The organism is Xanthomonas sp. CFBP 8445 (genome assembly GCF_025666235.1).
GTDB lineage: Bacteria > Pseudomonadota > Gammaproteobacteria > Xanthomonadales > Xanthomonadaceae > Xanthomonas_A > Xanthomonas_A indica.
Map to the genome: position 1 here is coordinate 2,225,437 of NZ_CP102594.1, position 24,824 is coordinate 2,250,260.

The following is a 24,824-nucleotide window of genomic DNA, read 5'->3' on the forward strand; positions in this document are numbered from 1 at the left end:
TCATTCCGAAAGGGCGGAGGCCTTGGCGGCGCAGATGAAGTCGTTTTCGCTGAGGCCACCGACGTCGTGGGTGGAATAGCGCACCACCACGCGGTCGTAGTGCACGCCCAGGTCGGGGTGGTGGTCCTCGCGGTGCGCGATCCAGGCCAGCGCGTTGACGAAGGCCAGGGTGCGGTAGTAGTCGGGGAAGCGGAAGGTGCGGCTGATCGCGTTGCCGTTCTCGACGACTTCCCACCCGGGCACCTGCGGCAGCAGTTCGGCCAGGCGCGCCTGGGTCAGTTTGTACTCGCTGCCCTTGCAGGGCGAGCAGTGGGCCTGGGCGAGCGGGATCAGGTCGTTCATGGAGAGTCTCTGCGGTGGAACGGACAGGGCCGATCAACATACCGCCCGCGATGAGCGCAGGGCGTGGAAGGGTCTAGAATACCCGCATGATCCAGATCTCAGACAACGCACAGGCCCATTTCCGCAAGTTGCTCGAACGCGAGGCCGTGCCCGGCATGGGCGTGCGCCTGAGCGCGGTCGATGCCGGCACCCCGCGTGCCGATGCGCGGCTGGAGTTCGCCGAGCCGGCGGACCTGGCCGGCGACGAGTGGGCGATCGACTGCGCCGGCTTCACCTTGTACGTGGCGGCCGACAGCGTCGCCTGGCTCGACGGCGCGGAAATCGACTACGTCACCCAGGGCACCGGCCAGCAGCTCACCATCAAGGCGCCGAAGATCAAGGGCGAAGCACCGGGCGAAGCGGCCTCGCTGGTGGAGCGGGTGCGCTGGGTGGTGGAGAACGAGGTCAATCCGCAACTGGCCCAGCACGGCGGCCGCGTGGCGGTGCAGGAAGTGTCCGCCGATGGCGTGGTGCTGCTGCGCTTCGGCGGCGGCTGCCACGGCTGCGGCATGGCCGACGTGACCTTGAAGCAGGGCATCGAGAAGACGCTGATGGGCCGGGTGCCGGGAGTGACCGCGGTGCGCGACGCCACCGACCACGACAGCGGCAGCGCTCCCTACATTCCGCGCGATTCGGCCGCCTGACGTCCCGCTGCCGGTGACGCGCGCCACCGACATCCTCGATGTGTTGTCGGCGCGCACGCCGCGCAAGCTGCTGCGCGACCGCCGCACCGGTCTGCCATACGCATGGGCGCACTGGATCGCGGCGCAACCTGCCGTGCCGCGGCTGTTCGCCGCCCCGGAGCTGATTGCGGCGATGCCGCCGGCGCAGCCGCCGGTAACCACGCGTCTGCCGGCCTTGCCGCTGTGGCAGGCGTTCCGCCGCCTTTGGTGGCAGCACTGGGATCCGGCGCCGTACGACCAGCGCTGGTGGCGGCGCATCGCCGTGCTGCTGAGCCTGCTGCTGCATCTGCTGTTCGCGGTGTTCCTGCTGTGGGTGGCGTTCGTGCGCTGGCTGCCGCCGCGCACCGATGCGGACGCCGCCGGCCGCGTGCAGGTGGAATTCGTCGGCCGCGGCACGCCCGCCGAGAGCGGCGGCGGTGCGCCGGCCGAGGCGGCCGCGTCCACGGAGGCGACGTCGCCGACGCCACCGCGTGCGCGGCGCGCCCTGTCCGCGCGGCCACGCCCGACGCTGCCAGCCGCTGCTGCACCTGCACCAGCCGCGGAGCCGACCCCGGCAGTGCCGGCGCCCGCGCCGACCACGGCCAGTGCGCCACCACCGCCACCGGCGGAGCAGCCGCTGCAGGTGACCGAGACGCCGACGCCCACGCGCGACTTCGTGCTGCCGCCGCCACCGAGCGTACGTGTACCGGTGCCCACACCGCGCGCGGTCGTGCCGCCCGACGTGCAGGTGCCGGTGCGCGAGGTCGAGGTGGTCACCGACGTGCCGACCGTGGCGCAGTTGCGTCCGCGCGACATCGCGGTGCCGCGCCCCGCCGCACCGCAGGTGCAGGTGCGCGAACGCGAGGTGCCGGCACCGCTGCCGCAGGTGCAGGTCCCGGCACCACAGCTGCGCACGCCGGCGCTGACGCCGGTGCTGCGCAGCGCCGACGTGCCGCAGGTGCGCCAGATCGAAGTGCCGACGCCGAGCACCGCCACGGCGACCGCGCCCACGCCGGCGCCGGCGGCCGCCGCGGTCGCCACCCCGGACCCCGCCCCAGCCAGCGCGCCGACCCCGCAACAGGCACCGGCCGCCTCGGCTGGCGCCGCCGCCAGCGCGTCGGCCAAGCCGGCGGCGCCCGCGGCTGGCACCGCGCCGCCCGGCAGCCAGGCGACGAGCCCGGGCAGCGGCCCGGCACCGGTCGCCCGCGATGGAGGCTGGGCCACGCCGCAGCGCGGCGACGACTGGGGCGCGGCCGCACGCAACCGTCCCGGCGATGCCGGTGCGGGCGCCAGCAAGGGCGGCGGCTTGTTCAATGCCGACGGCAGCGTGCGTCTGGCCGATGGTCGCGGCAACGAGCAGGCGCCGGCGCGCAGCGCGCCCGGCGCCGAGACCGACACCTGGACGCGCGATCGCATCGAAAAGGCCGGCGAGTGGCTCAAGCGTCCGCCGTACGACTACACGCCGACCTCGTTCGACAAGTACTGGCTGCCGAACGCGACGCTGCTGGAAGAGTGGGTGCGGCGCGGCATCAAGTCGGTGAAGATTCCGATTCCCGGCACCACCAGCAGCATTTCCTGCGTGATCTCGATCCTGCAGGTGGGCGGCGGCTGCGGCATCACCGATCCCAATCTCAACGAGCAGCCGGCCGGCGCGCGGCCGCCGCCGAACGTGCCGTTCAAGCGCGAGCTGCAGGAAGACAACGGCAGTCGCTGAGCGGCGGGTGCGGGCTCGGTGTGACAAGAGTGCGCTGCAAATCAGCTGCTTTCAGAACACGAGAACCGGACGCAGCTTGCCCTGAGTGGGCGGCCTCAGCCGGCAAGGCGTTCCCTGAGAGTCCTCGTCGCGGCGGAAAGCCGCTCCAAACGACCTGCCGCGCATGGCGTGCTGTCTCGTAGGAGCGGCTTCAGCCGCGACGGGCTTTACCGGGAACGCCCGTCGCGGCTGAAGCCGCTCCTGCGTGTGTGCCTCACGTCGTCGGATAGGGTCGGAGCGACGCCGGTTTGCGCACCACGCGAAAGTGGCGGTGAGCTTGTCACGCATCGACGGCGGCGCATCCGCGGCGCGCTGTGCGCGGTCCCGTCGCCGCTGCTCGGCGCAGCGTGGTGCGCGCCGCCGCGCACGTCATCCGACATGCCTGGTGCGGCGGACGTCGCCTGCTCAGTTGACGCCGTGCAAATCGCGCAACTGGCTGCTGCGCGAGCCGAAGTAGGCGGCCAGGTCGGCGATGTCCTGGTCGCTCAGTTGCGCCGCCTGCGGGCTCATCAGCGGATGCGTGCGGGTGCCGCCGCGGTAGGCCTGCAGCGCGTGCGCGAGGTAGTCGCCATATTGGCCGCCGAGCTTGGGGTAGGTCGGGTCGATCGGCGCGTTGCCGTCGGCGCCGTGGCAGTCGATGCAGCTCTGCCCGGTGGCCTTGCCCTTGGCGTGGGCCAGTTTGTCGCCGGCCTCGATGCGCCCGGCGGGCAGGCCGGCGGAGGAGCCGGAACCGTGCTCGCCGCTGGCGTGGCCGGGGTCGCCGGCGGAGGTGCTGGTGGATTCCACCTGCGATTGCGAACAGGCCCCCAGGCACAGGGCGGCAAGCAGGACGAGGGCGGGACGCAAGGCGTGCGCGGCGTTCGGCATGGGAGGCCTACTTGAGGGTGGACAGGAAAGCGGCGATGTCGGCGATCTCCTGGTCGGAGAAGCTTTCCGCCTGGGCCTGCATGGTCGGGTGCTTGCGCTTGCCGAGCCGGTATTCGGTCAGCGCCTGGGTCAGGTACTGCGCCGACTGCCCGCCGATCTTGGGGATGCGGTAGCTGGGGTAGGCGTTCTTGTAGCCGGTGACGCCGTGGCAGCCCTGGCAGGTGTAGGTGAGCACCCGGCCGTTGGCGGCATTGCCCTGAATGGGCGCGGGCGCCGCGGCAGCGGCGGCGGGAGCGGCGGGCGCCGGCGCGGTCTGCGCCATGGCCGGGGCGGCCCCAACAGAAACGAGTACGGCCAGAGCAAAACAAGCGGCTAGCGGCTGCGTGCGCATGGTTTCGTGGTCCGGAGGACGGATTGGGGTTCCGGCGTGGGGGAACACGGAACGGCCCGAGTATAGCCTCACCTTTCGCGGCTCCGAAACTGGCCGCCGCGGCGGACCCGTGACCTTTGGGGCATTCGGCACGGTGTCGACTGGTGATCTACTTATCTACAACACCATTTACGCCATCCACCGGGGATACGACGATGACGCGACCGCTTCCGCGCCGCACTGCCACTTGCGCTGCCGCGCTGCTGGTCACCACCACGCTGCTGCTCGGCGCCTGCAAGCCGGCCGCCGAGGCCAAGGCCAAGGCGGCCGACAGCGAGAAGGCGCCGGAGGCGGTGCCGGTGGAAGTGGCCGCGGCCAGCCGCCGTGCGGTGGCCGCAAGCTACAGCGGCACCGCGGCGCTGGAGGCACGCGCCGAATCGCAGGTGGTCGCCAAGACCTCCGGCGTGGCCCTGGCGGTGTTGGCCGAGGAGGGCCAGCAGGTGCGCGCCGGGCAGCCGCTGGTGCGGCTGGACCCGGACCGCGCGCGGCTGGCGCTGGCGCAGAGCGAGGCGCAACTGCGCAAGCTGGAGAACAACTACCGCCGCTCGCAACAGCTGGTGGGCCAGCAACTGGTCAGCGCGGCCGACGTCGACCAGATCAAGTACGACCTCGCCAACGTGCGCGCGCAACACCAGTTGGCCTCGCTGGAACTGTCCTACGCGACGGTGGTGGCGCCGATCTCCGGGGTGATCGCCTCGCGTTCGATCAAGACCGGCAACTTCGTGCAGATCAACACGCCGATCTTCCGCATCGTCGACGACTCGCGCCTGGAGGCCACGCTCAACGTGCCCGAGCGCGAACTGGCCACGCTCAAGACCGGGCAGCCGGTGACCCTGCTGGCCGACGCGCTGCCGGGCAAGCAGTTCCGCGGCCGGGTCGACCGCATCGCGCCGGTGGTGGACGCCGGCAGCGGCACCTTCCGCGTGGTGTGCGCGTTCGACGAGGGCGCGCAGGCGCTGCAGCCGGGCATGTTCGGGCGCATCCGCATCGATTACGACCAGCGCGCCGATGCGCTGGTGGTGCCGCGGCTGGCGCTGCTCGACGATGGCGAGCCGGCGGTGTTCCGCGTGGTCGCCGGCAAGGTCGCGCGGGTGCCGGTGACGCTGGGCTATGCCGAAGGGCCTTGGGTGGAGATCCGCCAGGGCCTGCAGGCCGGCGACCAGGTGGTCACCGCCGGCAAGGTCGCGCTGCGCGACGGCAGCCGCGTGCAGGTGATCGCGCCGCAGCGCGCGATCGTCGACGCTGCGCCCGCCACCGCCGCCGGAGCGCGCTGATGCACGGCGCCGGTCCCGACCCGCACGCACCGCCTGCGCCCGCTGCGCACGGCGGCGGCCTGGTCGAATTCGCCACCCGCCGCCGCGTGACCATCGCGATGATCACGCTGACCATGCTGCTGTTCGGCGCGATCGCGCTGCACGGGCTCAAGGTCAACCTGCTGCCGGACCTGAGCTATCCGACCCTGACCGTGCGTACCGAATACGCCGGCGCCGCCCCATCGGAGATCGAGACGCTGGTGACCGAGCCGGTGGAGGAAGCGGTCGGCGTGGTCAAGAACCTGCGCAAGCTCAAGTCGGTCTCGCGCACCGGGCAGAGCGACGTGGTGCTGGAGTTCGCCTGGGGCACCAACATGGACCAGGCCAGCCTGGAGGTGCGCGACAAGATGGAAGCGCTGTCGCTGCCGCTGGAGGCCAAGGCGCCGGTGCTGCTGCGTTTCAATCCCTCCACCCAGCCGATCATGCGCCTGGTGTTGTCGAGCAAGACCGCCGCGCACAGCGACGCCGAGGCGGTGCGCGCGCTGACCCAGTTGCGCCGCTACGCCGACGAGGACCTGAAGAAGAAGCTGGAGCCGGTGGCGGGCGTGGCCGCGGTCAAGGTCGGTGGCGGTCTGGAGGACGAGATCCAGGTCGACATCGACCAGCAGCGGCTGGCGCAGCTCAACATGCCGATCGACACGGTGATCGCGCGGCTCAAGGACGAGAACGTCAATCTCTCCGGCGGGCGCCTGGAGCAGGGCACGCAGCGCTACCTGGTGCGCACGGTCAATCAGTTCGCCGACCTGGACGAGATCCGCAATCTGTTGCTGACCACCCAGGGTGCCGGCAGCAACGCCGCCGACGCGGCCCTGCAACAGATGTACGCGATCGCCGCCTCCACCGGCTCGGAAGCGGCGCTGGCGGCGGCGTCGGCGGCGCAGAGCGCCACGTCCAGCACCACCACCAGCGTGGCTGGCGGCATGCCGATCCGGCTCAAGGACGTGGCGCAGGTGCGGCAGGGCTACAAGGAGCGCGAGGCGATCATCCGCCTGGGCGGCAAGGAAGCGGTGGAACTGGCCATCTACAAGGAGGGCGACGCCAACACCGTGGCCACCGCGGCGGCGTTGCGCCAGCGCCTGGAGCAATTGCAGGCGCAGATTCCCGCCGACGCCGAGTTGACCACGCTGGAAGACCAGTCGCGCTTCATCGAGCACGCCATCGGCGACGTCAAGAAGGATGCGGTGATCGGCGGCCTGCTGGCGATCCTGATCATCTTCCTGTTCCTGCGCGACGGCTGGAGCACCTTCGTGATCGGCCTGTCGCTGCCGGTGTCGATCGTGACCACCTTCTTCTTCATGGGCCAGCTCGGGCTGAGCCTCAACGTGATGTCGCTGGGCGGGCTGGCGCTGGCCACCGGCCTGGTGGTGGACGACTCCATCGTGGTGCTGGAAAGCATCGCCAAGGCGCGCGAGCGCGGCCTGAGCGTGCTCGATGCGGCGATCGTCGGCACCCGCGAGGTCGGCATGGCCGTGGTCGCCTCGACCCTGACCACGATCGCGGTCTTCCTGCCGCTGGTGTTCGTGGAAGGCGTGGCCGGGCAACTGTTCCGCGACCAGGCGCTGACCGTGGCGATCGCCATCGCGATCTCGCTGGTGGTGTCGATGACCCTGATCCCGATGCTCAGCTCGCTCAGAGGCCGTGCGCCGCTGGCGTTCCCGGTGGAGCCGGCGGCACCGCGCTGGCAGCCGCAGCGCGGCTGGCTGACGCCGCTGGCCTGGAGCCGGCGCGGCACCGGGGCGGCGCTGCGCGGCCTGTTCTTCGGCGTGGCCTGGTTGTGCGTGCGGCTGTGGCGCGGCGCGGTGGCGGTGGTCGCGCCGGTGATGCGCAAGGCCAGCGACCTGGCGATGGCGCCGTACGCGCTGGCCGAGCGCGGCTACCTGCGGCTGCTGCCGGGCGCGCTGGCGCGTCCGGGCTGGGTGCTGGGGCTGGCGGCGCTGGCCTTCGCCGCGACCCTGGCGGTGGCGCCACTGCTGGGCGCCGACCTGATCCCGCAACTGGCGCAGGACCGCTTCGAGATGACCGTGAAGCTGCCGGCCGGCACGCCGTTGCGGCAGACCGACGCGCTGGTGCGCGAACTGCAGGAGCTGCACGGCAAGGATGCCGGCGTGCAGGCGCTGTACGGGGTCAGCGGCAGCGGCACCCGGCTCGACGCCAACCCCACCGAGAGCGGCGAGAACATCGGCAAGCTGACCATCGCCATGGCCGGTGGCGGCAGCGCGCAGTTCGAGGCGCAGCAAAGCGAGCGCATGCGCGCGACGATGCGCAACCATCCGGGCGTGCAGGTCGGTTTCAGTCGGCCCGAGTTGTTCAGTTTCTCCACGCCGCTGGAGATCGAACTGCGCGGCCAGGACCTGGAGACGATCCAGCACGCCGGGCAGAAGCTGGCGGCGCTGCTGCGCGGCAACGGCCACTTCGCCGACGTCAAGTCCACGGTGGAGGAGGGCTTCCCCGAGATCCAGATCCGCTTCGACCAGGAGCGCGCCGGGGCGCTGGGGCTGACCACCCGGCAGATCGCCGACGTGGTGGTGAAGAAGGTGCGCGGCGACGTCGCCACCCGCTACAGCTTCCGCGACCGCAAGATCGACGTGCTGGTGCGCGCGCAGCAGAGCGACCGCGCCAGCGTCGACAGCATCCGCCGGTTGATCGTCAATCCGGGCAGCAGCCGGCCGGTGACCCTGGACGCGGTCGCCGACGTGGTCGCCACCACCGGCCCCAGCGAGATCCACCGCGCCGACCAGATCCGCGTGGCGATCGTCTCGGCCAACCTGCGCGACATCGACCTGGGCGGCGCGGTGCGCGAAGTGGGCGAGATGGTGGCGCGCGATCCGCTCGGCGCCGGTGTCGGCATGCACATCGGCGGCCAGGGCGAGGAACTGGCGCAGTCGGCGCGCTCGCTGCTGTTCGCGTTCGGCCTGGCGGTGTTCCTGGTGTACCTGGTGATGGCCTCGCAGTTCGAGTCGCTGCTGCATCCCTTCGTCATCCTGTTCACCATCCCGCTGGCGCTGGTCGGCGCGGTGCTGGCGCTGCTGCTGACGGGCAAGCCGGTGTCGGTGGTGGTGTTCATCGGCCTGATCCTGCTGGTAGGCCTGGTGACCAAGAACGCGATCATCCTGATCGACAAGGTCAACCAGTTGCGCGAGGAGGGTGTGGCCAAGCGCGCGGCCTTGATCGAAGGCGCGCGCTCGCGGCTGCGGCCGATCGTGATGACCACGCTGTGCACGCTGTTCGGCTTCCTGCCGTTGGCGATCGCCAGCGGCGAGGGCGCCGAGGTGCGCGCGCCGATGGCGATCACCGTGATCGGCGGGCTGCTGGTGTCCACGCTGCTGACCCTGCTGGTGATCCCGGTGGTCTACGACCGCCTGGATCGCCGCGCCGATGCGTACTACGCCGAGCGCGGGCGGCGCGCGCGGCAACGCGAGCACGGCGAGCAGCGCCTGCAGGACGGCGAGGGCGCACCGGCATGAGCGTCGCCGAGTTCAGCATCCGCCGTCCGGTCACCACCATCATGTGCTTCGTGTCGCTGGTGGTGGTCGGGCTGATCGCCGCCTTCCGCCTGCCGCTGGAGGCCTTGCCGGACATCTCCGCGCCGTTCCTGTTCGTGCAGTTGCCGTATACCGGCTCGACCCCGGACGAGGTCGAGCGCAACCTGGTGCGGCCGACCGAGGAAGCGCTGGCGACGATGACCGGGATCAAGCGCATGCGTTCGACCGCCACCGCCGATGGCGCCAACATCTTCATCGAGTTCTCCGACTGGGACCGCGACATCGCCATCGCCGCCTCCGACGCGCGCGAGCGCATCGACGCGATCCGCGCCGACCTGCCGGCGGACCTGCGGCGCTACAACGTGTTCAAGTGGTCCAGCAGCGACCAGCCCGTGCTGAAGGTGCGGCTGGCCGGCGCGGCCGACCTGACCGGCGCGTACGACATGCTCGACCGCGAGTTCAAGCGCCGCCTGGAGCGCATTCCCGGGGTGGCCAAGGTCGAGGTGTCGGGCGCGCCGCCGAACGAAGTCGAGATCGCCATCGCCCCGGACCGGCTCAGCGCGCACAACCTCAGCCTCAACCAGCTCAGCGAGCGCCTGGGCAAGCTCAACTTCTCGCTGTCGGCCGGGCAGATCGACGACAACGGCCAGCGCCTGCGGGTGCAGCCGGTCGGTGAACTGCGCGACCTGCAGGAGCTGCGCGACCTGGTCATCGACGCCAAGGGCCTGCGCCTGGGCGACATCGCGCAGGTGCGGCTGAAACCGACCCGGATGAGCTACGGCCGACGCCTGGACGGGCGCCCGGCGGTGGGCCTGGACGTGTTCAAGGAGCGCAGCGCCAACCTGGTGGAGGTGTCGCGCGCGGTGCTGGCCGAGGTCGAGCAGATCCGCAAGCAGCCGGCGCTGAGCGACGTGCAGGTCAAGGTCATCGACAACCAGGGCAAGGCGGTGACCTCGTCGCTGGCGGAGCTGGCCGAGGCCGGTGCGGTCGGCCTGCTGCTGTCGGTGACGGTGCTGTTCTTCTTCCTGCGGCATTGGCCGTCGACGCTGATGGTGACCCTGGCGATCCCGATCTGCTTCGCCATCACCCTGGGCTTCATGTACTTCGCCGGGGTCACCCTCAACATCCTGACCATGATGGGCCTGCTGCTGGCGGTAGGCATGCTGGTGGACAACGCCGTGGTGGTGGTGGAGAGCATCTACCAGGAGCGCGAACGCATGCCTGACCAGCCGCAGCGCGCCTCCATCGTCGGCACCCGCAACGTCGCCATCGCGCTGTCGGCCGGCACCCTGTGCCATTGCATCGTGTTCGTGCCGAACCTGTTCGGCGAGACCAACAACATCAGCATCTTCATGTCGCAGATCGCCATCACCATCTCGGTGTCGTTGCTGGCGTCGTGGCTGGTGGCGGTGAGCCTGATCCCGATGCTGTCGGCGCGCATGCGTACTCCGGCGCTGGTGCATTCCCCGCGCGGGCTGATCCCGCGCCTGCAGCGCCGCTACGCGCGGGTGCTGGCGTGGTCGCTGGCGCACCGCGGCTGGAGCGTCTGCGCGATCGTGCTGATCAGCGCGCTGAGCGTGATCCCGATGATGCAGACCAAGAAGGACATGTTCGGCGGCGACGGCGGCGAGCAGGTCTTCATCGGCTACCAGTGGAAGGGCGCCTACACGCGCGAGCAGATGGCCGAGGAAGTGACCCGGCTCGAGCGCTTCATCGATGCGCGGCGCGCGCAGTACCACGTGACCCAGGTGTATTCCTGGTTCAGCGAGGAGGAAGGCAGCAGCACCACGCTGACGGTGGACCTGAAGCAGGTCCGCGACCTGCCGGCGCTGATGGAACGCATCCGCAAGGAACTGCCGCGCTCGGCGCGGGTGGATTTCCACGTCGGCAACAGCAACGGTGGCGATGGCGGCAACGGCGGCGGGCAGACCGTGCAGGTGCAACTGGTCGGCGATTCCACCGAGGCGCTGCGCGCGCTCGCCGACGACGTGGTGCCGGTGCTGGCGCGGCGCAAGGAACTGCGCGACGTGCGCGTGGACAGCGGCGACCGTAGCACCGAGCTGGCGGTGCGGGTGGACCGCGAGCGCGCCGCCGCGTTCGGCTTCAGCGCCGAGCAGGTCGCCAGCTTCGTCGGCCTGGCGCTGCGTGGCGCGTCGCTGCGCGAGTTCCGCCACGGCGACAACGAAGTACCGGTGTGGGTGCGCTTCGCCGGTGCCGAGCAGACCACGCCGGAGGATCTGGACAGCTTCAACGTGCGCACCCAGGACGGGCGCAGCGTGCCGCTGCTGAGCCTGGTCGATGCGCAGCCGCGCGCGGCCGCCACTCAGATCGCCCGGACCAACCGGCAGACCACACTGACCATCACCGCCAACCTCGGCGCCAAGGTGACCGCGCCGGAAGCCAAGAAGGCGATCGAGGACACGCTCAAGGCGGTCAGCTTCCCGGTCGGCTACCGCTACAGCTTCGACGGCGTGGAAGGTCAGGACGACGACCAGGCCAGCAAGCAGATGCTGTTCAACCTGTTGATCGCGCTGCTGATGATCTACGTGGTGATGGCCGCAGTGTTCGAATCGCTGCTGTTCCCGGCGGCGATCATGAGCGGCGTGCTGTTCTCGGTGTTCGGTGTGTTCTGGCTGTTCTGGATCACCGGCACCAGCTTCGGGATCATGGCCTTCATCGGCATCCTGGTGTTGATGGGCGTGGTGGTGAACAACGGCATCGTGATGATCGAGCACATCAACAATCTGCGCCGGCGCGGCCTGGGCCGTACCGAGGCATTGATCGAAGGCTCGCGCGAGCGCCTGCGGCCGATCATGATGACCATGGGCACGGCGATCCTGGCGATGGTGCCGATCTCGTTGACCACCACGCAGATGTTCGGCGACGGTCCGGCCTACTACCCGATGGCGCGTGCGATTGCCGGCGGCCTGGCGTTCTCGACCGTGGTCAGCCTGCTGTTCCTGCCGACCATCTACGCGATCCTCGACGATCTCAGCAATGGCGTGGCGGGGTTGGTGCGGCGCGCGCGTGGTATCGCCGCACCGCAAGCCGCATGAGCGTTTCGTAGGAGCGGCTTCAGCCGCGACAGGCGTCTCAGGGAAGGCCCGCCGCGGCTGAAGCCGCTCCTACGAGGTCAATGCCTTCGGCTGTTCAACCCGCCAGCTTGCCGAAGATGCGGAAGCCGGCCAGCCACACGCCGAGCATGCTGCCCAGGTTGGTCAGCAGGAAGGTCAGCACCACCCGCGAGACGCGGTTGCGGTACCAGCCGCGCAGGTTCTGCGCGTCGTCGCGCAGCGCCAGGAAGTCGCCATAGGCCGGCTTGCGCATGTGCACTTCGACCAGGGCGCTGAACGCACCGGCCGGTACGCCGGGGCGGAACGGCTTCAGCGGCGCGGCGATGGCGCCGGCGATCACGCTCAGCGGATGGCCGCCGGCCAGGATGCAGCCCAGCCCGGCCAGGCCACCGGTGAACAGCACCCACTGCAACAGCAGGTCGGTACCCAGCGCGAAGCCGCCATGCCAGTAGCCCCAGGCCACGCCGCCCAGCACCAGCGCGGTCAGGGTCAGGGTGATCCACGGCACCTTCTTCTTGGTCGGCACGTCTTCCAGCGCCTTGCGCAGCGTCGCCGGGTCGTCCTGGTCGCCCTGCAGGTGTCGCACCAGGCCGGCCAAGTGGCCGGCGCCGACCACCGCCAGCACCTCGCGCACGCCGGCGCCCGTGGCACCGTCCAGCGGCTCGGCGTTGTCGGGCAGCGGCAGCGCGCGCTGCTGCGCCTGTTCCTCGCGCAGGCGCGTCGCCATGTAGCGGTCGCGTTCGGCGATGATGGTTTCGTACAGCGCCGGGCTCTCGCTGGCGAAGTCGCCGAAGCTGGCCTCGAGCATGTCGCCCTGCTTGAGCTTCTCGATCTCCGCCTCGCCGACCTCGTCGGAGGCGAACAGGCCGCCGAGCAGGCCGCTGGCCAGCTTCAGCTTGCCGAAGAAGCCGAGCCGGCTGGAGGCGCGCTTGAAGGTCAGGCCGACTTCGCGGTCGATCAGGTACACCGGCAACTGCCGTTCGCGCGCCAGCAGCACTGCGCGCTTGAGCTCGGCGCCGGGCTCGATGCCCAGTTGCTCGGCCAGGCGCCGCTGGTAGGCGGCCAGCGCCAGGTTGGCGGCGAACAGGGCCACGCGGCCCTTGCGGATCACCTGCACCAGGTCCAGCTTGGTCAGCGCGTCCGGATCGGTCAGCGCCTGCAGGCGTTGCGGATCCAGTTCCACCGCCACCGCATCGAAGCGGCCGCTGCCGATCGCCCGTTCCACGGCGGCAACGCTGGCCAGGGACACGTGCGCAGTGCCGAGCAGGGTGTAGCGGACGCCGTCGCGTTCGACGATGCGGTACGGCTGGCCGTCGAACAGCGCGTCGTCGCCGTCGGCCTGGGAAAGTTCGTTCATTCCATCACTCATCGGAAGGCGCCTCGGCAGCGCCGGGGCTCAGCGGGCATGGGGGTGTGAGGGCACGGCCGCGACGGGCATGGGCGCCTGCGGCCGGGTCGCGCTGCGCCGCGGGGAGCGGCGCAGCACACGCACAGACCCGGCACGGCGCGGCGGCTCAATCGATGTAGCGCTTCAGCAGGTCGCCGTAGGCATCGATGCGGCGGTCGCGCAGGAACGGCCAGATCCGCCGCACGTGCTCGCTGCGCTGCAGGTCCACGTCGCACACCAGCACGGTCGGCTCGGCGCCGGCCTGGGCGATGAACTCGCCCTGCGGGCCGAGCACGTGGCTGTTGCCCCAGAACTGGATGCCCGACGCGCCCAGCGGCGAGGGCTCGTGGCCGACCCGGTTGCAGCTCAGCACCGGCACGCCGTTGGCCACCGCATGGCCGCGATGGCTGAGGATCCAGGCGTCGCGCTGGCGTTCCTGCTCGGCCTGTTCGTCGTTGGGGTCCCAGCCGATCGCGGTGGGATACAGCAGCAGTTCGGCACCGGCCAGCGCCATCAGCCGCGCCGCTTCCGGGTACCACTGGTCCCAGCACACCAGCACGCCGAGGCGGCCGACCGAGGTCTGGATCGGGGTGAAGCCCAGATCGCCCGGGGTGAAGTAGAACTTCTCGTAGAAGCCCGGATCGTCGGGGATGTGCATCTTGCGGTACTTGCCCAGCAGGCTGCCGTCCTTTTCGAACACCACCGCGGTGTTGTGGTACAGCCCGGCGGCGCGGCGCTCGAACAGCGAGCCGACCAGGACCACGCCATGGCGCTTGGCCAGGGCGCCCAGGCGCTCGGTGCTGGGGCCGGGAATCGGCTCGGCCAGGTCGAATTCGTCCACCGACTCGTGCTGGCAGAAGTACGCGCCGTTGTGCAGTTCCTGCAGCAGCACCAGCTGCGCGCCCTGCGCGGCGGCCTCGGCCACACGCGATTCGATCGCTGCCAGGTTCGCCGCGGCGTCGCCGTGGTTGCGCTCCTGGATCAGCGCGACGGAAAGAGTGTTTCGGCTCATTGCGGAATCAAGGTTCGCGGTAAACCGGCATGGTAGCGCGGATGGCCGCGCGGCAGGTTCCGGGGAGATGAATCCCGCGCCGCGCGTGGCGGCGGCACGGGTGGGGTCGGTGCTGCGCCGGCGTGCGGCGCAGGCGCGGCTCAGTCCGCCAGCAGTCCGGCCGGCAGCTGCATGGTGATGCAGTGCAGGCTGCCGTTCTGCCAGATCAGCGCGCGGCAGGGGATCGGCACGATCTCGTGCTGCGGGAAGGCCTGCGCCATCACCGCCTGCGCCTGCGCATCGGCCGCGTCGCCGTAGGCCGGCATCAGCACCGCACCGTTGACGATCAGGAAATTGGCGTAGGAGGCGGCCAGGCGCCGGCCCTCATCGATGACCGGCTGCGCCCACGGCAGCGGGAACAGCCGATAGGGCGCGCCGTCGGCGGTACGCAATGCGGCCAGTTCGGCGCCCATCGCCTGCAGCTCGGCGTAGTGCGAATCGCCGGCGTCGTCGCAGGCCTGGTAGACGATCGCGTCGGTGCCGGCGAAGCGGGCCAGGGTGTCGATGTGCGCATCGGTGTCGTCGCCTTCCAGGTAACCGTGATCCAGCCACAGCACGCGCTGCTGCGCCAGCCAGTCGGCCAGGTCGTGGCCGAGCGATTCGCGGCTGCGCTGCGGATGCCGCTCGTGCAGGCACTGCCAGGTGGTCAGCAGGGTGCCGGCGCCGTCGCAGTCGATGGCGCCGCCTTCCAGGGCGAAATCGATGCGGCGTACGTCGCTGTCGGCGAACAGCGCTTGGTCGGCCAACACGCCCACCAACTGGTCGTCACGGCTGGCCTGAAACTTGCCGCCCCAGCCGGTGAAGCGGAAATCCAGCAGCTGGAAGCCGCCGCCGGCGCGCGTCAGGGTGATCGGGCCGGAGTCGCGCAGCCAGGTGTCGTCGTACTCGGCCTCGACGAAGCGCACCCGCTGCATGTCCACCCGCGCCGAGCGCAGCCGCGCCTCGGCATAGATCTGCAGGTCGGCATCGGCCACGCAGATCAGCACCCGCTGGAAGCGCACGATCGCCGCGACCAGGGCGATGTAGGTTTCCTCGACCTCGGCCAGGCGCTCGGCCCAGTCGGTGCCGGCATGCGGCCAGGCGATCAGGATGGCGGACTGGGGCTCCCATTCCGCGGGAAGGCGAAGACGATCAGACATTGCGACCACTGCTCACGTGCTGCCAGGCCGAAGCCCAGCTGTTATTTACGTCCCCGCACAGGGATGTGCGGGCTCTTGCGACGGATTCGCCTACACCGGGCGCTTGCGTGCGACCCGTCTCAACGGATCGCCGGCTTCGGGCCGATCTCGTTGGCGTCGGCCTTGTTGGCGACCACGTCCACCACCTTCTGCTTCTCGAAGTACACGGTGAAGGCCGGATAGACCCAGCGGTTGATGGTCGGCCACTGCCGCTTCTGGCCGCCGCGCGGCTCCAGCTTCTGCTGCGGGGCGCCGTAGCGCGCCTGCACCTGGGCCATGCTCAGGCCGCGCGTCGGCAGCGCCGCCGCAGGTTCCTCCTTGACCCGATCGACCAGCAGGGTCTCGGCGTGGGCGCCGCCGGCCAGGCCCAACACGGCCAGCAGCGGCAGGACGGACAGACGATGCTTCATCACGTGTACTCCCCAGAGGACGAACGCCGATTACAGCAAACTTCGGCAACAAAAAACCGCCCGAAGGCGGCTTTCGTTGACGACCGGCCACCGCTGCGCGCGGCGCGGCAGGGCAGGCCGGGTCGGATCAGCGCTGACGCGCCTTGAAACGGGGGTTGGACTTGCAGATCACGAAGACCTTGCCGCGGCGGCGGACCACCTTGCAGTCGCGGTGACGGGCCTTCGCCGACTTCAGGGAGGACAGGACTTTCATGGCACACCTCGGCGTAAACTTGTGGATTCGAAGGAGGGCGGCACGGCCGAAACCATGGCGCGGGATCAGTAAGCCGGCGATTGTAGCCTGGTTTTCTTCATGGTTTCAACTGCTTGCGCCAGCAGGGCCGGCGTCGGCGCTACAATGCGCCGCCCCCCGTCCGAGGAACCGCATGAACGAGCCCGCTCCCGTCCTGACCATCGATGGCCCTTCCGGCGCCGGCAAGGGGACCGTCAGCCGCATCGTCGCCGCCCGCCTGGGCTGGCATTACCTGGATTCGGGGGCGCTGTACCGGGCGGTCGGGGTCGCGGCCAGCTGGGCCAATCTGGACATTTCCGATGCCGCCGCCCTGGTGCGCTGCACCTTCGATACCCGGGTGGACTTCGACGAGGTCGCCGGCGGCGGCCTGCGGGTCCGCATCAACGGTGCCGACGCCACCGACGAATTGCGCCTGGAGACCACCGGCGCGGTCGCCTCGGCGATCGCCGCCATTCCCGAGGTGCGCGCGGCGCTGAAGCAGCGCCAGCGGGCCTTTCGCACCCCGCCGGGGCTGGTCGCCGATGGCCGCGACATGGGGACGGTGATTTTCCCGGACGCCCCCTACAAGGTGTTCCTGACCGCCAGTGCCGAGGAGCGTGCCCAGCGCCGGCATAAGCAGTTGAAGGAAAAAGGGGTTTCGGTTATATTCGACGACCTGCTGCGCGAGATCATGGCCCGCGACGCACGCGATGCCCAACGCGCGGTGGCCCCGCTGAGGCCGGCAGACGATGCCGTCCTCCTCGATACCACCGGGATGGACATCGACCAGGTGGTGGGCCGCGTCCTGCAGTTGCTGCCGCTCTGAGCGGCGCGCAGGGCAGGGCAGCAGGGTGGCGCCGTCATGGAGCCACCGGTTCCTCGCAACACCCGCAACATGCATGTTCCATCGATCGTTCCAAAGGCTCCGCTGCGCATTCCGCGCTGCGGTTTTTCCATTCCACACCCGGCCGCTGTTCGGGCCGACTAACCAGGTGGGCAGTCGCTGTTTTCCAGAAGAAAACGCCCTGTCCGTGTGTCCACTAGAGTAATTTCAAATGACCGAATCTTTTGCCGAACTGTTCGAAGCCAGCCAAGCCAACCTGGCCAAGCTGAAGCCCGGCGCCATCGTCACCGGTACCGTCGTGGAAGTCCGCGGCGACGTGGTGGTGATCAACGCCGGCCTGAAGTCCGAAGGCATCGTGCCGATCGAGCAGTTCCGTAACGACGCTGGCGAAATCGACGTCGCCGAAGGCGACCTGGTCAAGGTCGCGCTCGACTCGCTCGAGAACGGCTTCGGCGAGACCGTGCTGTCGCGCGAGAAGGCCAAGCGCGCCATGGTGTGGGACGAGCTGGAAGAAGCGTTGGAGAAGAACGAGACCATCACCGGCCGCATCAGCGGCAAGGTCAAGGGTGGTTTCACCGTGGACATCAAGGATGTCCGCGCGTTCCTGCCCGGTTCGCTGGTGGATGTGCGCCCGGTGCGCGACCCGGCCTACCTGGAAGGCAAGGAACTGGAGTTCAAGCTGATCAAGCTGGACCGCAAGCGCAACAACGTGGTGGTCTCGCGTCGTGCGGTGGTCGAGAGCGAGCACTCGGAAGAGCGCGAGCAGCTGATGGACAAGCTGCAGGAAGGCGCGATCCTGAAGGGCGTGGTCAAGAACCTGACCGACTACGGCGCGTTCGTGGACCTGGGCGGCATCGACGGCCTGCTGCACATCACCGACATGGCCTGGAAGCGCGTGCGCCATCCGTCCGAAGTGGTCAACGTCGGCGACGAGCTGGACGTGCGCGTGCTGAAGTTCGATCGCGAGCGTAACCGCGTCAGCCTCGGCCTGAAGCAGCTGGGCGAGGATCCGTGGGACAACATCGCGCGTCGCTACCCGGCCAACAGCCGCGTGTTCGGCAAGGTCTCCAACGTCACCGATTACGGCGCGTTCGTCGAGATCGAGCCGGGCGTGGAAGGCCTGGTGCACGTGTCCGAGATGGACTGGACCAACAAGAACGTCAACCCGTCCAAGGTCGTGCAGGTCGGCGACGAAGTCGAAGTGATGGTGCTGGACGTGGACGAAGAGCGTCGCCGCATCTCGCTGGGCATGAAGCAGGTCGCCGCCAATCCGTGGGAGACCTTCGCGGCCACCCACAAGAAGAACGACAAGGTGTCCGGCCAGATCAAGTCGATCACCGACTTCGGCATCTTCATCGGCCTGGACGGCGGCATCGACGGCCTGGTGCACCTGTCCGACATCAGCTGGAACACCACCGGCGAAGACATCGTGCGCAACTTCAAGAAGGGCGACACGCTGGAAGCCGTGGTGCTGGCAGTGGACCCGGAGCGCGAGCGCATCAGCCTGGGCGTCAAGCAGCTGGAGCAGGATCCGTTCGGCCAGTACATGGCCGCCAACCCGAAGGGCTCGAAGGTCGAGGGCGTAGTGCGTGAAGTGGACGCCAAGGGCGCCACCATCGACCTGGCCGACGGCATCGAAGGCTACGTCGCCGCGCGCGACATCGCCAACGAGCGTGTCGACGACGCCAGCCAGCACCTGAAGGTCGGCGACAAGATCGAAGCCAAGTTCGTGGGCATGGACCGCAAGGGCCGCACCCTGCAGCTGTCGATCAAGGCCAAGGACGATGCCGAAATGCGCGAAGTGCTGGAGGAATACCAGTCCGCGTCGGGCGGCACCACCCAGCTGGGTGCGCTGCTGCGCGCGCAGCTGAACGGCAACAAGTCCGAGTAATCCGCCACACGCAGCGTTACTGGCACGGCCCGGTGTTCCCGGGCCGTGCCAGGTTGCGACCCCACTGCACGCATCCGTAAATGACCAAATCCGAGCTGATCGAAATCCTGGCGCGCAAGCAGGCGCATCTGAAGTCGGACGACGTCGATCTGGCGGTGAAGTCGTTGTTGGAAATGATGGGCGGCGCCCTGTCCGGCGGCGATCGCATCGAGATCCGCGGCTTCGGCAGCTTTTCCCTGCATTACCGACCGCCGCGCCTGGGACGCAATCCCAAGACCGGCGAGTCCGTTGCGCTTCCCGGCAAGCACGTGCCGCATTTCAAGCCCGGCAAGGAGCTGCGCGAGCGCGTGAGCGGCGTCGTCCCGGTCGAATCCGACACGCCTTGAGCCCGGCGTCCGGCGCTTGCCGGAATCCACGCCTGTTCGGCTAATCTAGTGTCTCCCGACGCTGGAGTTGCTCATGAAGATTGCACGACTGCTGATCCTGCTGGTGTTGCTGTTGGCCGGCCTGGTCATCGGGTCGCTCAATTCGCAGCCGATCCAGATCAACTTCGTGTTCTCCAGCATCGCCACCACCTCCGGCATCGCCATCATCGTGTCGCTGTTCGCGGGCGTGTTGATCGGCGCCTCGCTGGTCCTGGCGGCCCTGGTGATCCCCCTGTATGCCAAGCTGCGTCGCGCCAACAAGGCCGCGAACGCCGCTGCGCCGGCCGTCGCGCCGGTCTCTCCCCATGCCCACCAGCCCTTGGACGGACGCTGATCTTCGATGGACTTTCTGACCGAGTGGTTCTGGTTCTTCCTGTTCCTGCCGCTGGCGGCGCTGAGCGGCTGGGTGATCGGCCGCCGTGGCGGCCAGCGCCATGGCGATACCCAGGTCAGCCGGCTCTCCAGCACCTATTTCCGCGGCCTCAACTATCTGCTCAACGAGCAGCCGGACAAGGCGATCGAGCTGTTCCTGCACATCGCCGAACTGGACAAGGAAACCTTCGAGACCCAGGTCGCGCTCGGCCACCTGTTCCGCCGCCGCGGTGAGGTCGACCGCGCCATCCGCCTGCACCAGGGCCTGGTCCAGCGCGGCGACCTGAGCGATGCGCAGCGCGTGCAGGCCTTGCTGGCGCTGGGCGAGGACTACATGAAGTCGGGGCTGCTGGACCGCGCCGAAACCGTGTTCACCGAACTGGCGCAGATCGACCAGCGCGCCCCGCAGGCGCTCAAGCACCTGATCGGCATCTACCAGGCCGAGCGCGACTGGGAAAAGGCCATCGACAACGCCACCCGCTACGAAGAGGTGACCGGCGAGCCGATGGGCAAGCTGATCGCTCAGTTCGAATGCGAACTGGCCGACCGCTATCGCGCCTCGGGCAAGAACGACCTGGCGCGGGCGGCGATCGCGCGCGCCTACCAGGCCGACGCCAAGTCGGTGCGCGCCGGCATCCTGGAAGGGCGCATCGACGTCGACGACGGCAACGACGAGGCCGCCATCCGCGCCTTCGAGCGCGCCGCGCGTCATGACCCGGACTACCTGCCGGAGATCATGCCGGCGCTGATGGACTGCTACCGCCGCGGCAACGATCTCAGCGGCGCGCGCGCGTTTCTCTCGGAAATGACCGAGCACTACCGCGGCATCGCCCCGGTGCTGGCGCTGACCCGCCTGATGGAGTCGCAGGAAGGCATTTCCGCCGCGCGCTCCTACCTGGGCCGGCAGCTCAAGGACCGGCCGTCGGTGCGCGGCGAGTCGGCGCTGATCGACCTGACCCTGGCCGAGGGCGCCGATTCCACCGCGACCCTGCAGGATCTCAAGCACATCACCGACCAGTTGCTGGTGCGCAATCCCAGCTACCGCTGCACCCGCTGCGGCTTCGGCGCGCGCACCCACCACTGGCAATGCCCCAGCTGCAAGGAGTGGGGCACGGTCAAGCCGCTGCTCAACTACGCGGTGGTGTAATGCCCATCGCAGGAGCCGCGCTGCTCTTGGCGCTCGGGGTGTTCAGCGCGGCCGGCACCTGGCTGTCGCGCCGGTACGCGCTCAAACGCAAGTTGATGGACGCGCCCGGCGAGCGGCGCAGCCACACCGTGGCGACACCGCGCGGCGGTGGCGTGGCGATCGTGGCGGCAGTGCTGCTGGCCTGCGGCTGGACCGCGCTGCAATGGCCGCATCAGGGCGCCGGGATCGCCACCTTCGCCGCGGGCCTGCTCCTGGTTGCCGGCGTCGGCTGGTGGGACGACCACCGCTCGCTGTCGGCGGGGCTGCGATTGCTGGTGCACGCGGTGGCGGCGACCCTGCTGGCTGCACTTGTCTACAAAACGAACCAGCCGCTGTGGATGGTCGCGCTGGCGTGGTTGGCGACAGTCTCGTTGATCAATATCTGGAATTTCATGGACGGCATCAATGGCCTGGCCAGCAGCCAGGCGATGCTCGCCGCCGTCGGATTTGCCTGCCTGCTGCCGGCGCCGCTGCGATGGCCATGCTGGGTCCTGCTGGTGGCCTGCGCGGGATTTCTGCCGTTCAACTATCCCCGTGCCCGCATTTTCCTCGGCGATGTCGGCAGCGGCGCGCTTGGCTACCTGATCGCCGCGCTGTTCGCCTGGTGCATCGTCGCCGGCGAGCAGGCGCCATGGCTGCCAGCATTGCCGCTGTCGGCCTTCGCCATCGACGCCGGCTTCACGCTCGCCTCGCGCATGCTCGCCGGTGAACGCTGGTGGCAACCGCACGCGCAACATTTCTATCAGCGTTGGGTACACACCGGCAGTAGCCATGCTGTCGTCACGCTCGCCTACGGTTTGTTTAGCATTGTCGCGATTACAATTGCGCGGTTGGGCAGACCGCTGGATGCGGGTACGCAGGCCGGTCTGACGATCGCCTGGTTCTGTTCGGCAGGTGTGCTTTGGCTGGCTTTGCGCAACCGGATGCGCCGAACTCTTACGGATTACTGATGCTTTCCACGCGCGACCGAGTCACCGAATTGTTTCCCAAGGCCTCCGTGGTCATCCACGATCTGGCCATCGTCTGGGTCTGCTGGCAACTACTGCACGCTGCGCGTTACACCATGCTCCCCGGCGAGCACCCGCTGCCGTTGTGGAACCTCAACACCGCGATCGTGTTGGCGGCGCAGGGCCTGGTGTTCTGGAAGGTTGGCCTGTACCGCGGCCTGTGGCGCTTCGCCAGCGTTCCCGACCTGCTGAACATCTTCAAGGCCAGTTTCTATGGCCTGGTGGCGATCGTCCTGGGGCTGGCCTACAGCCGTTTCGATGCGATCCCGCTGTCGGTGCTGATGGTGTACCCGTTCGCGCTGTCGGCGCTGCTGGGCGCGCCGCGCCTGCTGTACCGCGCCTGGAAGGATTATCAGATCGCGCACTCGGACGATAGCGCGCGGCGCGTGCTGATCGTCGGCGCCGGCCGTGCGGCCGAGGCGCTGGTGCGCGACCTGCGCCGGTCCGGCGCCTATCAGCCCGTGGGCTTCGTTGACGATGCCGGCCATCTGCACGGCGCCAAGCTGCAGGGTCTGCCGATCCTGGGCCGCATCGACGAAGCCGGCGCGATCGCCAAGGAGACCGCGGCCAAGCTGCTGGTCATCGCGATCCCGTCGCTGGACGCGGCCGGCATGCAGCGCGTGGTGGCGATCTGCGAAAGCACCGGCCTGCCGTTCCGCACCGTGCCGCGCCTGCTCGACGTGCTCGAAGGCCACTACCTGCCGGGCGAGCTCAAGGAGGTCGCGATCGAGGACCTGCTGGGGCGCAAGCCGGTGACCCCGGACTGGAAGCTGATCAAGGGCTGGCTGTCCGGGCGGACCGTGCTGGTCACCGGCGCCGGCGGCTCGATCGGCTCGGAACTGTGCCGGCAGTGCGCGCGTCATGGCGCGCGCAAGATCGTGCTGCTGGAGATCAACGAACTGGCGCTGATCACGATCCATGCCGACCTGCGCCGTACCTTCCCCGATCTGGAGATCGACTGCGTGCTCGGCGACTGCGGCGATCCGGCGGTGATCCGCCATGCCATGCGCGTGGCCGAGCCGGATGCCGTATTCCACGCCGCGGCCTACAAGCAGGTGCCGCTGCTGGAGCAGCAATGCCGCGAGGCGGTGCGCAACAACGTGCTGGCCACCGAGAACGTGGCGCGCGCCTGCGTCGCGGCCAAGGTCTCGACCTTCGTGTTCATTTCCACCGACAAGGCGGTCAATCCGGTCAACCTGCTCGGTGCGTCCAAGCGCTACGCCGAGATGGTGTGCCAGTCGCTGGACGACCAGGCGGTGAGTACGCGCTTCGTGACGGTGCGCTTCGGCAACGTGCTGGATTCGGCCGGCAGCGTGGTGCCGCTGTTCCGCGAGCAGATCCGCCAGGGCGGCCCGGTGACCGTCACCGATCCGCAGGTGACGCGCTACTTCATGACCATTCCCGAGGCCAGCCAGCTGATCGTGCAGGCCGCGGCGTCCGCGTCGCATGGCGCCATCTACACCCTGGACATGGGCGAGCCGGTGCCGATCCGCCTGCTGGCCGAGCAGATGATTCGCCTGGCGGGCAAGCAGCCCGGACGCGACATCGCCATCGTCTACACCGGCCTGCGGCCGGGCGAGAAGCTGCACGAGACGCTGTTCTACGCCGACGAGAACTATCGGCCGACCTCGCATCCGAAGATTCTGGAAGCGGGCGTGCGCAGTTTCTCGCGCGAGGACGTGCTGCGCGGCGTGCAGCAGTTGCGTGCCGCCGTGGCCGACTACGACAGCGAGACCATCGAGAAGGTGCTGCGCATGACCATGCCGGAGTTCGCGCCCTTGCGTCAGCACGACGATCACGACGGCTCCGCTACCATCGTTCCATTCCCCGCACGCGAGGCCAGAAGGCTCTGATGAGCAAGAGAATCCGCAAGGCAGTATTCCCGGTGGCAGGTTTGGGCACCCGCTTCCTTCCCGCCACCAAGACCGTTCCCAAGGAAATGCTGCCGATCATCGATCGGCCGTTGATCCAGTACGCCGTGGACGAGGCGATCGAGGCCGGTTGCGACACCCTGATCTTCGTCACCAACCGCTACAAGCACGCGGTCGCGGATTATTTCGACAAGGCCTACGAGCTGGAGCAGAAGCTGGAGCGCGCGGGCAAGCGCGAACAGCTGGAGATGATCCGCCATGTGCTGCCGGAGGGCGTGCGCGCGATCTTCGTGACCCAGGCCGAAGCATTGGGCCTGGGCCATGCGGTGCTGTGCGCCAAGTCGGTGATCGGCGACGAGCCGTTCGCGGTGTTGCTGCCGGACGACCTGATCTGGAACCGTGGCGACGGCGCGCTGAAGCAGATGGCCGATCTCAACGAGCGCAGCGGCGCCAGCGTGATCGCGGTGGAAGACGTGCCGCACGAGAACACTGCCAGCTACGGCATTGTCGCCACCGAGGCCTTCGACGGCCGCAAGGGCCGCATCGCGCAGATCGTCGAGAAGCCCAAGCCGGAAGACGCGCCGAGCGATCTGGCGGTGGTGGGGCGCTACGTGCTCAGCTCGAAGATCTTCGACCTGCTGGAAAGCACCGGCACCGGTGCCGGCGGCGAGATCCAGCTGACCGACGCCATCGCCGCGCTGCTGAAGACCGACGAAGTCGACGCCTATCGCTTCGAGGGCACCCGTTTCGATTGCGGCACCCACCTGGGCCTGGTCGAGGCGACCATCCGCTTCGCGCTGGAGAACAAGAAGCTGGCCAAGCCCGCGCGCGAGAAGCTGACTCAGATGCTCGCCGAGGAGTGAGCCTGGCAGGGCGCGTCGCTGCAGGGCGGCGTGCTGGCCAAAGGATCCCCAATCAATTGAGTCGATGTCGATCCAGATGAGTCGACTCAGGTGACAAACAGAAAAG

The 24,824-nt window shown here is 69.0% G+C and carries 21 protein-coding genes; 13 read left to right on the top strand and 8 right to left on the bottom strand.

Annotated elements, in window-relative coordinates; genetic code table 11:
- Entirely contained in the window at positions 1 to 342 is a 342-nt protein-coding gene (locus NUG21_RS09425) for a 4a-hydroxytetrahydrobiopterin dehydratase (RefSeq protein WP_019798438.1), read from the bottom strand.
- 86 nt (positions 343 to 428) lie between these two features.
- Between NUG21_RS09425 and NUG21_RS09430 the strand changes: the two genes are divergently transcribed.
- On the top strand, positions 429 to 1,025 hold the full coding sequence (locus NUG21_RS09430) for an NfuA family Fe-S biogenesis protein (RefSeq protein WP_019800223.1): 597 nt from the start codon (positions 429 to 431) through the stop codon (positions 1,023 to 1,025).
- 13 nt (positions 1,026 to 1,038) lie between these two features.
- Positions 1,039 to 2,757, top strand: coding sequence for a transmembrane repetitive protein (locus tag NUG21_RS09435; RefSeq protein WP_263392902.1), 1,719 nt, complete (start codon positions 1,039 to 1,041; stop codon positions 2,755 to 2,757).
- 444 nt (positions 2,758 to 3,201) lie between these two features.
- Here the strand turns inward: NUG21_RS09435 and NUG21_RS09440 are convergent, their stop codons facing one another.
- On the bottom strand, positions 3,202 to 3,663 hold the full coding sequence (locus NUG21_RS09440; protein ID WP_160947829.1) for a c-type cytochrome: 462 nt from the start codon (positions 3,661 to 3,663) through the stop codon (positions 3,202 to 3,204).
- Positions 3,664 to 3,670: 7 nt separating this feature from the next.
- Entirely contained in the window at positions 3,671 to 4,054 is a 384-nt protein-coding gene (locus NUG21_RS09445) for a c-type cytochrome (protein WP_048490255.1), read from the bottom strand.
- A 194-nt stretch (positions 4,055 to 4,248) separates the two neighbouring features.
- Between NUG21_RS09445 and NUG21_RS09450 the strand changes: the two genes are divergently transcribed.
- Genes NUG21_RS09450 through NUG21_RS09460 form a run of 3 tightly spaced genes read left to right on the top strand, consistent with a single transcriptional unit; the run spans position 4,249 to position 11,944 of the window.
- The gene (locus NUG21_RS09450) at positions 4,249 to 5,367 is read left to right on the top strand and encodes an efflux RND transporter periplasmic adaptor subunit (protein WP_263392903.1); all 1,119 of its coding nucleotides are present in this window, start codon (positions 4,249 to 4,251) and stop codon (positions 5,365 to 5,367) included.
- Positions 5,367 to 8,870 (top strand): efflux RND transporter permease subunit, encoded by a 3,504-nt coding sequence (locus tag NUG21_RS09455; RefSeq protein ID WP_263392904.1) that lies wholly within the window; start codon positions 5,367 to 5,369, stop codon positions 8,868 to 8,870. The genes NUG21_RS09450 and NUG21_RS09455 overlap by 1 nt, the downstream gene beginning before the upstream one ends.
- Positions 8,867 to 11,944: an efflux RND transporter permease subunit gene (locus tag NUG21_RS09460; RefSeq protein WP_263392905.1), complete on the top strand. Its 3,078-nt coding sequence runs from the start codon at positions 8,867 to 8,869 to the stop codon at positions 11,942 to 11,944. The genes NUG21_RS09455 and NUG21_RS09460 overlap by 4 nt, the downstream gene beginning before the upstream one ends.
- Positions 11,945 to 12,038: 94 nt before the next feature.
- Here the strand turns inward: NUG21_RS09460 and NUG21_RS09465 are convergent, their stop codons facing one another.
- From NUG21_RS09465 to ykgO, 5 genes are all read right to left on the bottom strand, one after another.
- Positions 12,039 to 13,319, bottom strand: coding sequence for a TraB/GumN family protein (locus NUG21_RS09465; RefSeq protein WP_242083207.1), 1,281 nt, complete (start codon positions 13,317 to 13,319; stop codon positions 12,039 to 12,041).
- Positions 13,320 to 13,476: 157 nt separating this feature from the next.
- The gene (locus NUG21_RS09470; RefSeq protein ID WP_242083209.1) at positions 13,477 to 14,361 is read right to left on the bottom strand and encodes a carbon-nitrogen hydrolase; all 885 of its coding nucleotides are present in this window, start codon (positions 14,359 to 14,361) and stop codon (positions 13,477 to 13,479) included.
- Positions 14,362 to 14,501: 140 nt separating this feature from the next.
- A complete protein-coding gene (locus NUG21_RS09475; RefSeq protein ID WP_263392906.1) occupies positions 14,502 to 15,539 on the bottom strand; it encodes an agmatine deiminase family protein in 1,038 nt (345 codons plus the stop codon).
- A gap of 119 nt (positions 15,540 to 15,658) precedes the next feature.
- Positions 15,659 to 15,988, bottom strand: coding sequence for a hypothetical protein (locus NUG21_RS09480; RefSeq protein ID WP_017913727.1), 330 nt, complete (start codon positions 15,986 to 15,988; stop codon positions 15,659 to 15,661).
- A 127-nt stretch (positions 15,989 to 16,115) separates the two neighbouring features.
- The gene (ykgO, locus tag NUG21_RS09485) at positions 16,116 to 16,241 is read right to left on the bottom strand and encodes a type B 50S ribosomal protein L36 (RefSeq protein ID WP_010342887.1); all 126 of its coding nucleotides are present in this window, start codon (positions 16,239 to 16,241) and stop codon (positions 16,116 to 16,118) included.
- A 172-nt stretch (positions 16,242 to 16,413) separates the two neighbouring features.
- Between ykgO and cmk the strand changes: the two genes are divergently transcribed.
- From cmk to galU, 8 genes are all read left to right on the top strand, one after another.
- On the top strand, positions 16,414 to 17,085 hold the full coding sequence (cmk, locus tag NUG21_RS09490; RefSeq protein WP_160947821.1) for a (d)CMP kinase: 672 nt from the start codon (positions 16,414 to 16,416) through the stop codon (positions 17,083 to 17,085).
- A 229-nt stretch (positions 17,086 to 17,314) separates the two neighbouring features.
- Entirely contained in the window at positions 17,315 to 18,994 is a 1,680-nt protein-coding gene (rpsA, locus tag NUG21_RS09495; RefSeq protein WP_010342889.1) for a 30S ribosomal protein S1, read from the top strand.
- A gap of 80 nt (positions 18,995 to 19,074) precedes the next feature.
- Complete coding sequence (locus tag NUG21_RS09500; protein ID WP_010342890.1) at positions 19,075 to 19,380, top strand: integration host factor subunit beta; 306 nt, start codon at positions 19,075 to 19,077, stop codon at positions 19,378 to 19,380.
- 73 nt (positions 19,381 to 19,453) lie between these two features.
- Positions 19,454 to 19,753, top strand: a complete 300-nt coding sequence (locus tag NUG21_RS09505) for a LapA family protein (protein WP_010342891.1) — start codon at positions 19,454 to 19,456, stop codon at positions 19,751 to 19,753.
- Between the two features lie 6 nt (positions 19,754 to 19,759).
- Positions 19,760 to 20,938, top strand: a complete 1,179-nt coding sequence (gene lapB, locus NUG21_RS09510; protein WP_160947820.1) for a lipopolysaccharide assembly protein LapB — start codon at positions 19,760 to 19,762, stop codon at positions 20,936 to 20,938.
- The gene (locus NUG21_RS09515) at positions 20,938 to 21,927 is read left to right on the top strand and encodes an MraY family glycosyltransferase (protein ID WP_263392907.1); all 990 of its coding nucleotides are present in this window, start codon (positions 20,938 to 20,940) and stop codon (positions 21,925 to 21,927) included. Before lapB ends, NUG21_RS09515 begins: the two co-directional genes overlap by 1 nt.
- Entirely contained in the window at positions 21,927 to 23,837 is a 1,911-nt protein-coding gene (locus tag NUG21_RS09520; RefSeq protein ID WP_242083215.1) for a polysaccharide biosynthesis protein, read from the top strand. Before NUG21_RS09515 ends, NUG21_RS09520 begins: the two co-directional genes overlap by 1 nt.
- Positions 23,837 to 24,718 carry a UTP--glucose-1-phosphate uridylyltransferase GalU gene (gene galU / locus NUG21_RS09525; protein ID WP_160947817.1) on the top strand — a complete coding sequence of 294 codons (882 nt, stop codon included), beginning with the start codon at positions 23,837 to 23,839 and terminating at the stop codon, positions 24,716 to 24,718. The genes NUG21_RS09520 and galU overlap by 1 nt, the downstream gene beginning before the upstream one ends.
- The last annotated feature ends 106 nt before the right edge of the window (positions 24,719 to 24,824 follow it).

Excerpts from the sequence above, each read along its gene's own strand:
- NUG21_RS09460 (WP_263392905.1), top strand. The coding sequence starts at position 8,867 with ATGAGCGTCGCCGAGTTCAGCATCCGCCGTCCGGTCACCACCATCATG.
- rpsA (WP_010342889.1), top strand. The coding sequence starts at position 17,315 with ATGACCGAATCTTTTGCCGAACTGTTCGAAGCCAGCCAAGCCAACCTG.
- NUG21_RS09465 (WP_242083207.1), bottom strand. The coding sequence starts at position 13,319 with ATGAACGAACTTTCCCAGGCCGACGGCGACGACGCGCTGTTCGACGGC.
- NUG21_RS09430 (WP_019800223.1), top strand. The coding sequence starts at position 429 with ATGATCCAGATCTCAGACAACGCACAGGCCCATTTCCGCAAGTTGCTC.
- NUG21_RS09480 (WP_017913727.1), bottom strand. The coding sequence starts at position 15,988 with ATGAAGCATCGTCTGTCCGTCCTGCCGCTGCTGGCCGTGTTGGGCCTG.
- NUG21_RS09515 (WP_263392907.1), top strand. The coding sequence starts at position 20,938 with ATGCCCATCGCAGGAGCCGCGCTGCTCTTGGCGCTCGGGGTGTTCAGC.
- NUG21_RS09455 (WP_263392904.1), top strand. The coding sequence starts at position 5,367 with ATGCACGGCGCCGGTCCCGACCCGCACGCACCGCCTGCGCCCGCTGCG.
- galU (WP_160947817.1), top strand. The coding sequence starts at position 23,837 with ATGAGCAAGAGAATCCGCAAGGCAGTATTCCCGGTGGCAGGTTTGGGC.
- NUG21_RS09440 (WP_160947829.1), bottom strand. The coding sequence starts at position 3,663 with ATGCCGAACGCCGCGCACGCCTTGCGTCCCGCCCTCGTCCTGCTTGCC.
- ykgO (WP_010342887.1), bottom strand. The coding sequence starts at position 16,241 with ATGAAAGTCCTGTCCTCCCTGAAGTCGGCGAAGGCCCGTCACCGCGAC.
- NUG21_RS09450 (WP_263392903.1), top strand. The coding sequence starts at position 4,249 with ATGACGCGACCGCTTCCGCGCCGCACTGCCACTTGCGCTGCCGCGCTG.
- NUG21_RS09475 (WP_263392906.1), bottom strand. The coding sequence starts at position 15,539 with ATGTCTGATCGTCTTCGCCTTCCCGCGGAATGGGAGCCCCAGTCCGCC.
- NUG21_RS09505 (WP_010342891.1), top strand. The coding sequence starts at position 19,454 with ATGAAGATTGCACGACTGCTGATCCTGCTGGTGTTGCTGTTGGCCGGC.
- NUG21_RS09425 (WP_019798438.1), bottom strand. The coding sequence starts at position 342 with ATGAACGACCTGATCCCGCTCGCCCAGGCCCACTGCTCGCCCTGCAAG.
- cmk (WP_160947821.1), top strand. The coding sequence starts at position 16,414 with ATGAACGAGCCCGCTCCCGTCCTGACCATCGATGGCCCTTCCGGCGCC.
- NUG21_RS09500 (WP_010342890.1), top strand. The coding sequence starts at position 19,075 with ATGACCAAATCCGAGCTGATCGAAATCCTGGCGCGCAAGCAGGCGCAT.
- NUG21_RS09445 (WP_048490255.1), bottom strand. The coding sequence starts at position 4,054 with ATGCGCACGCAGCCGCTAGCCGCTTGTTTTGCTCTGGCCGTACTCGTT.
- NUG21_RS09470 (WP_242083209.1), bottom strand. The coding sequence starts at position 14,361 with ATGAGCCGAAACACTCTTTCCGTCGCGCTGATCCAGGAGCGCAACCAC.
- lapB (WP_160947820.1), top strand. The coding sequence starts at position 19,760 with ATGGACTTTCTGACCGAGTGGTTCTGGTTCTTCCTGTTCCTGCCGCTG.
- NUG21_RS09520 (WP_242083215.1), top strand. The coding sequence starts at position 21,927 with ATGCTTTCCACGCGCGACCGAGTCACCGAATTGTTTCCCAAGGCCTCC.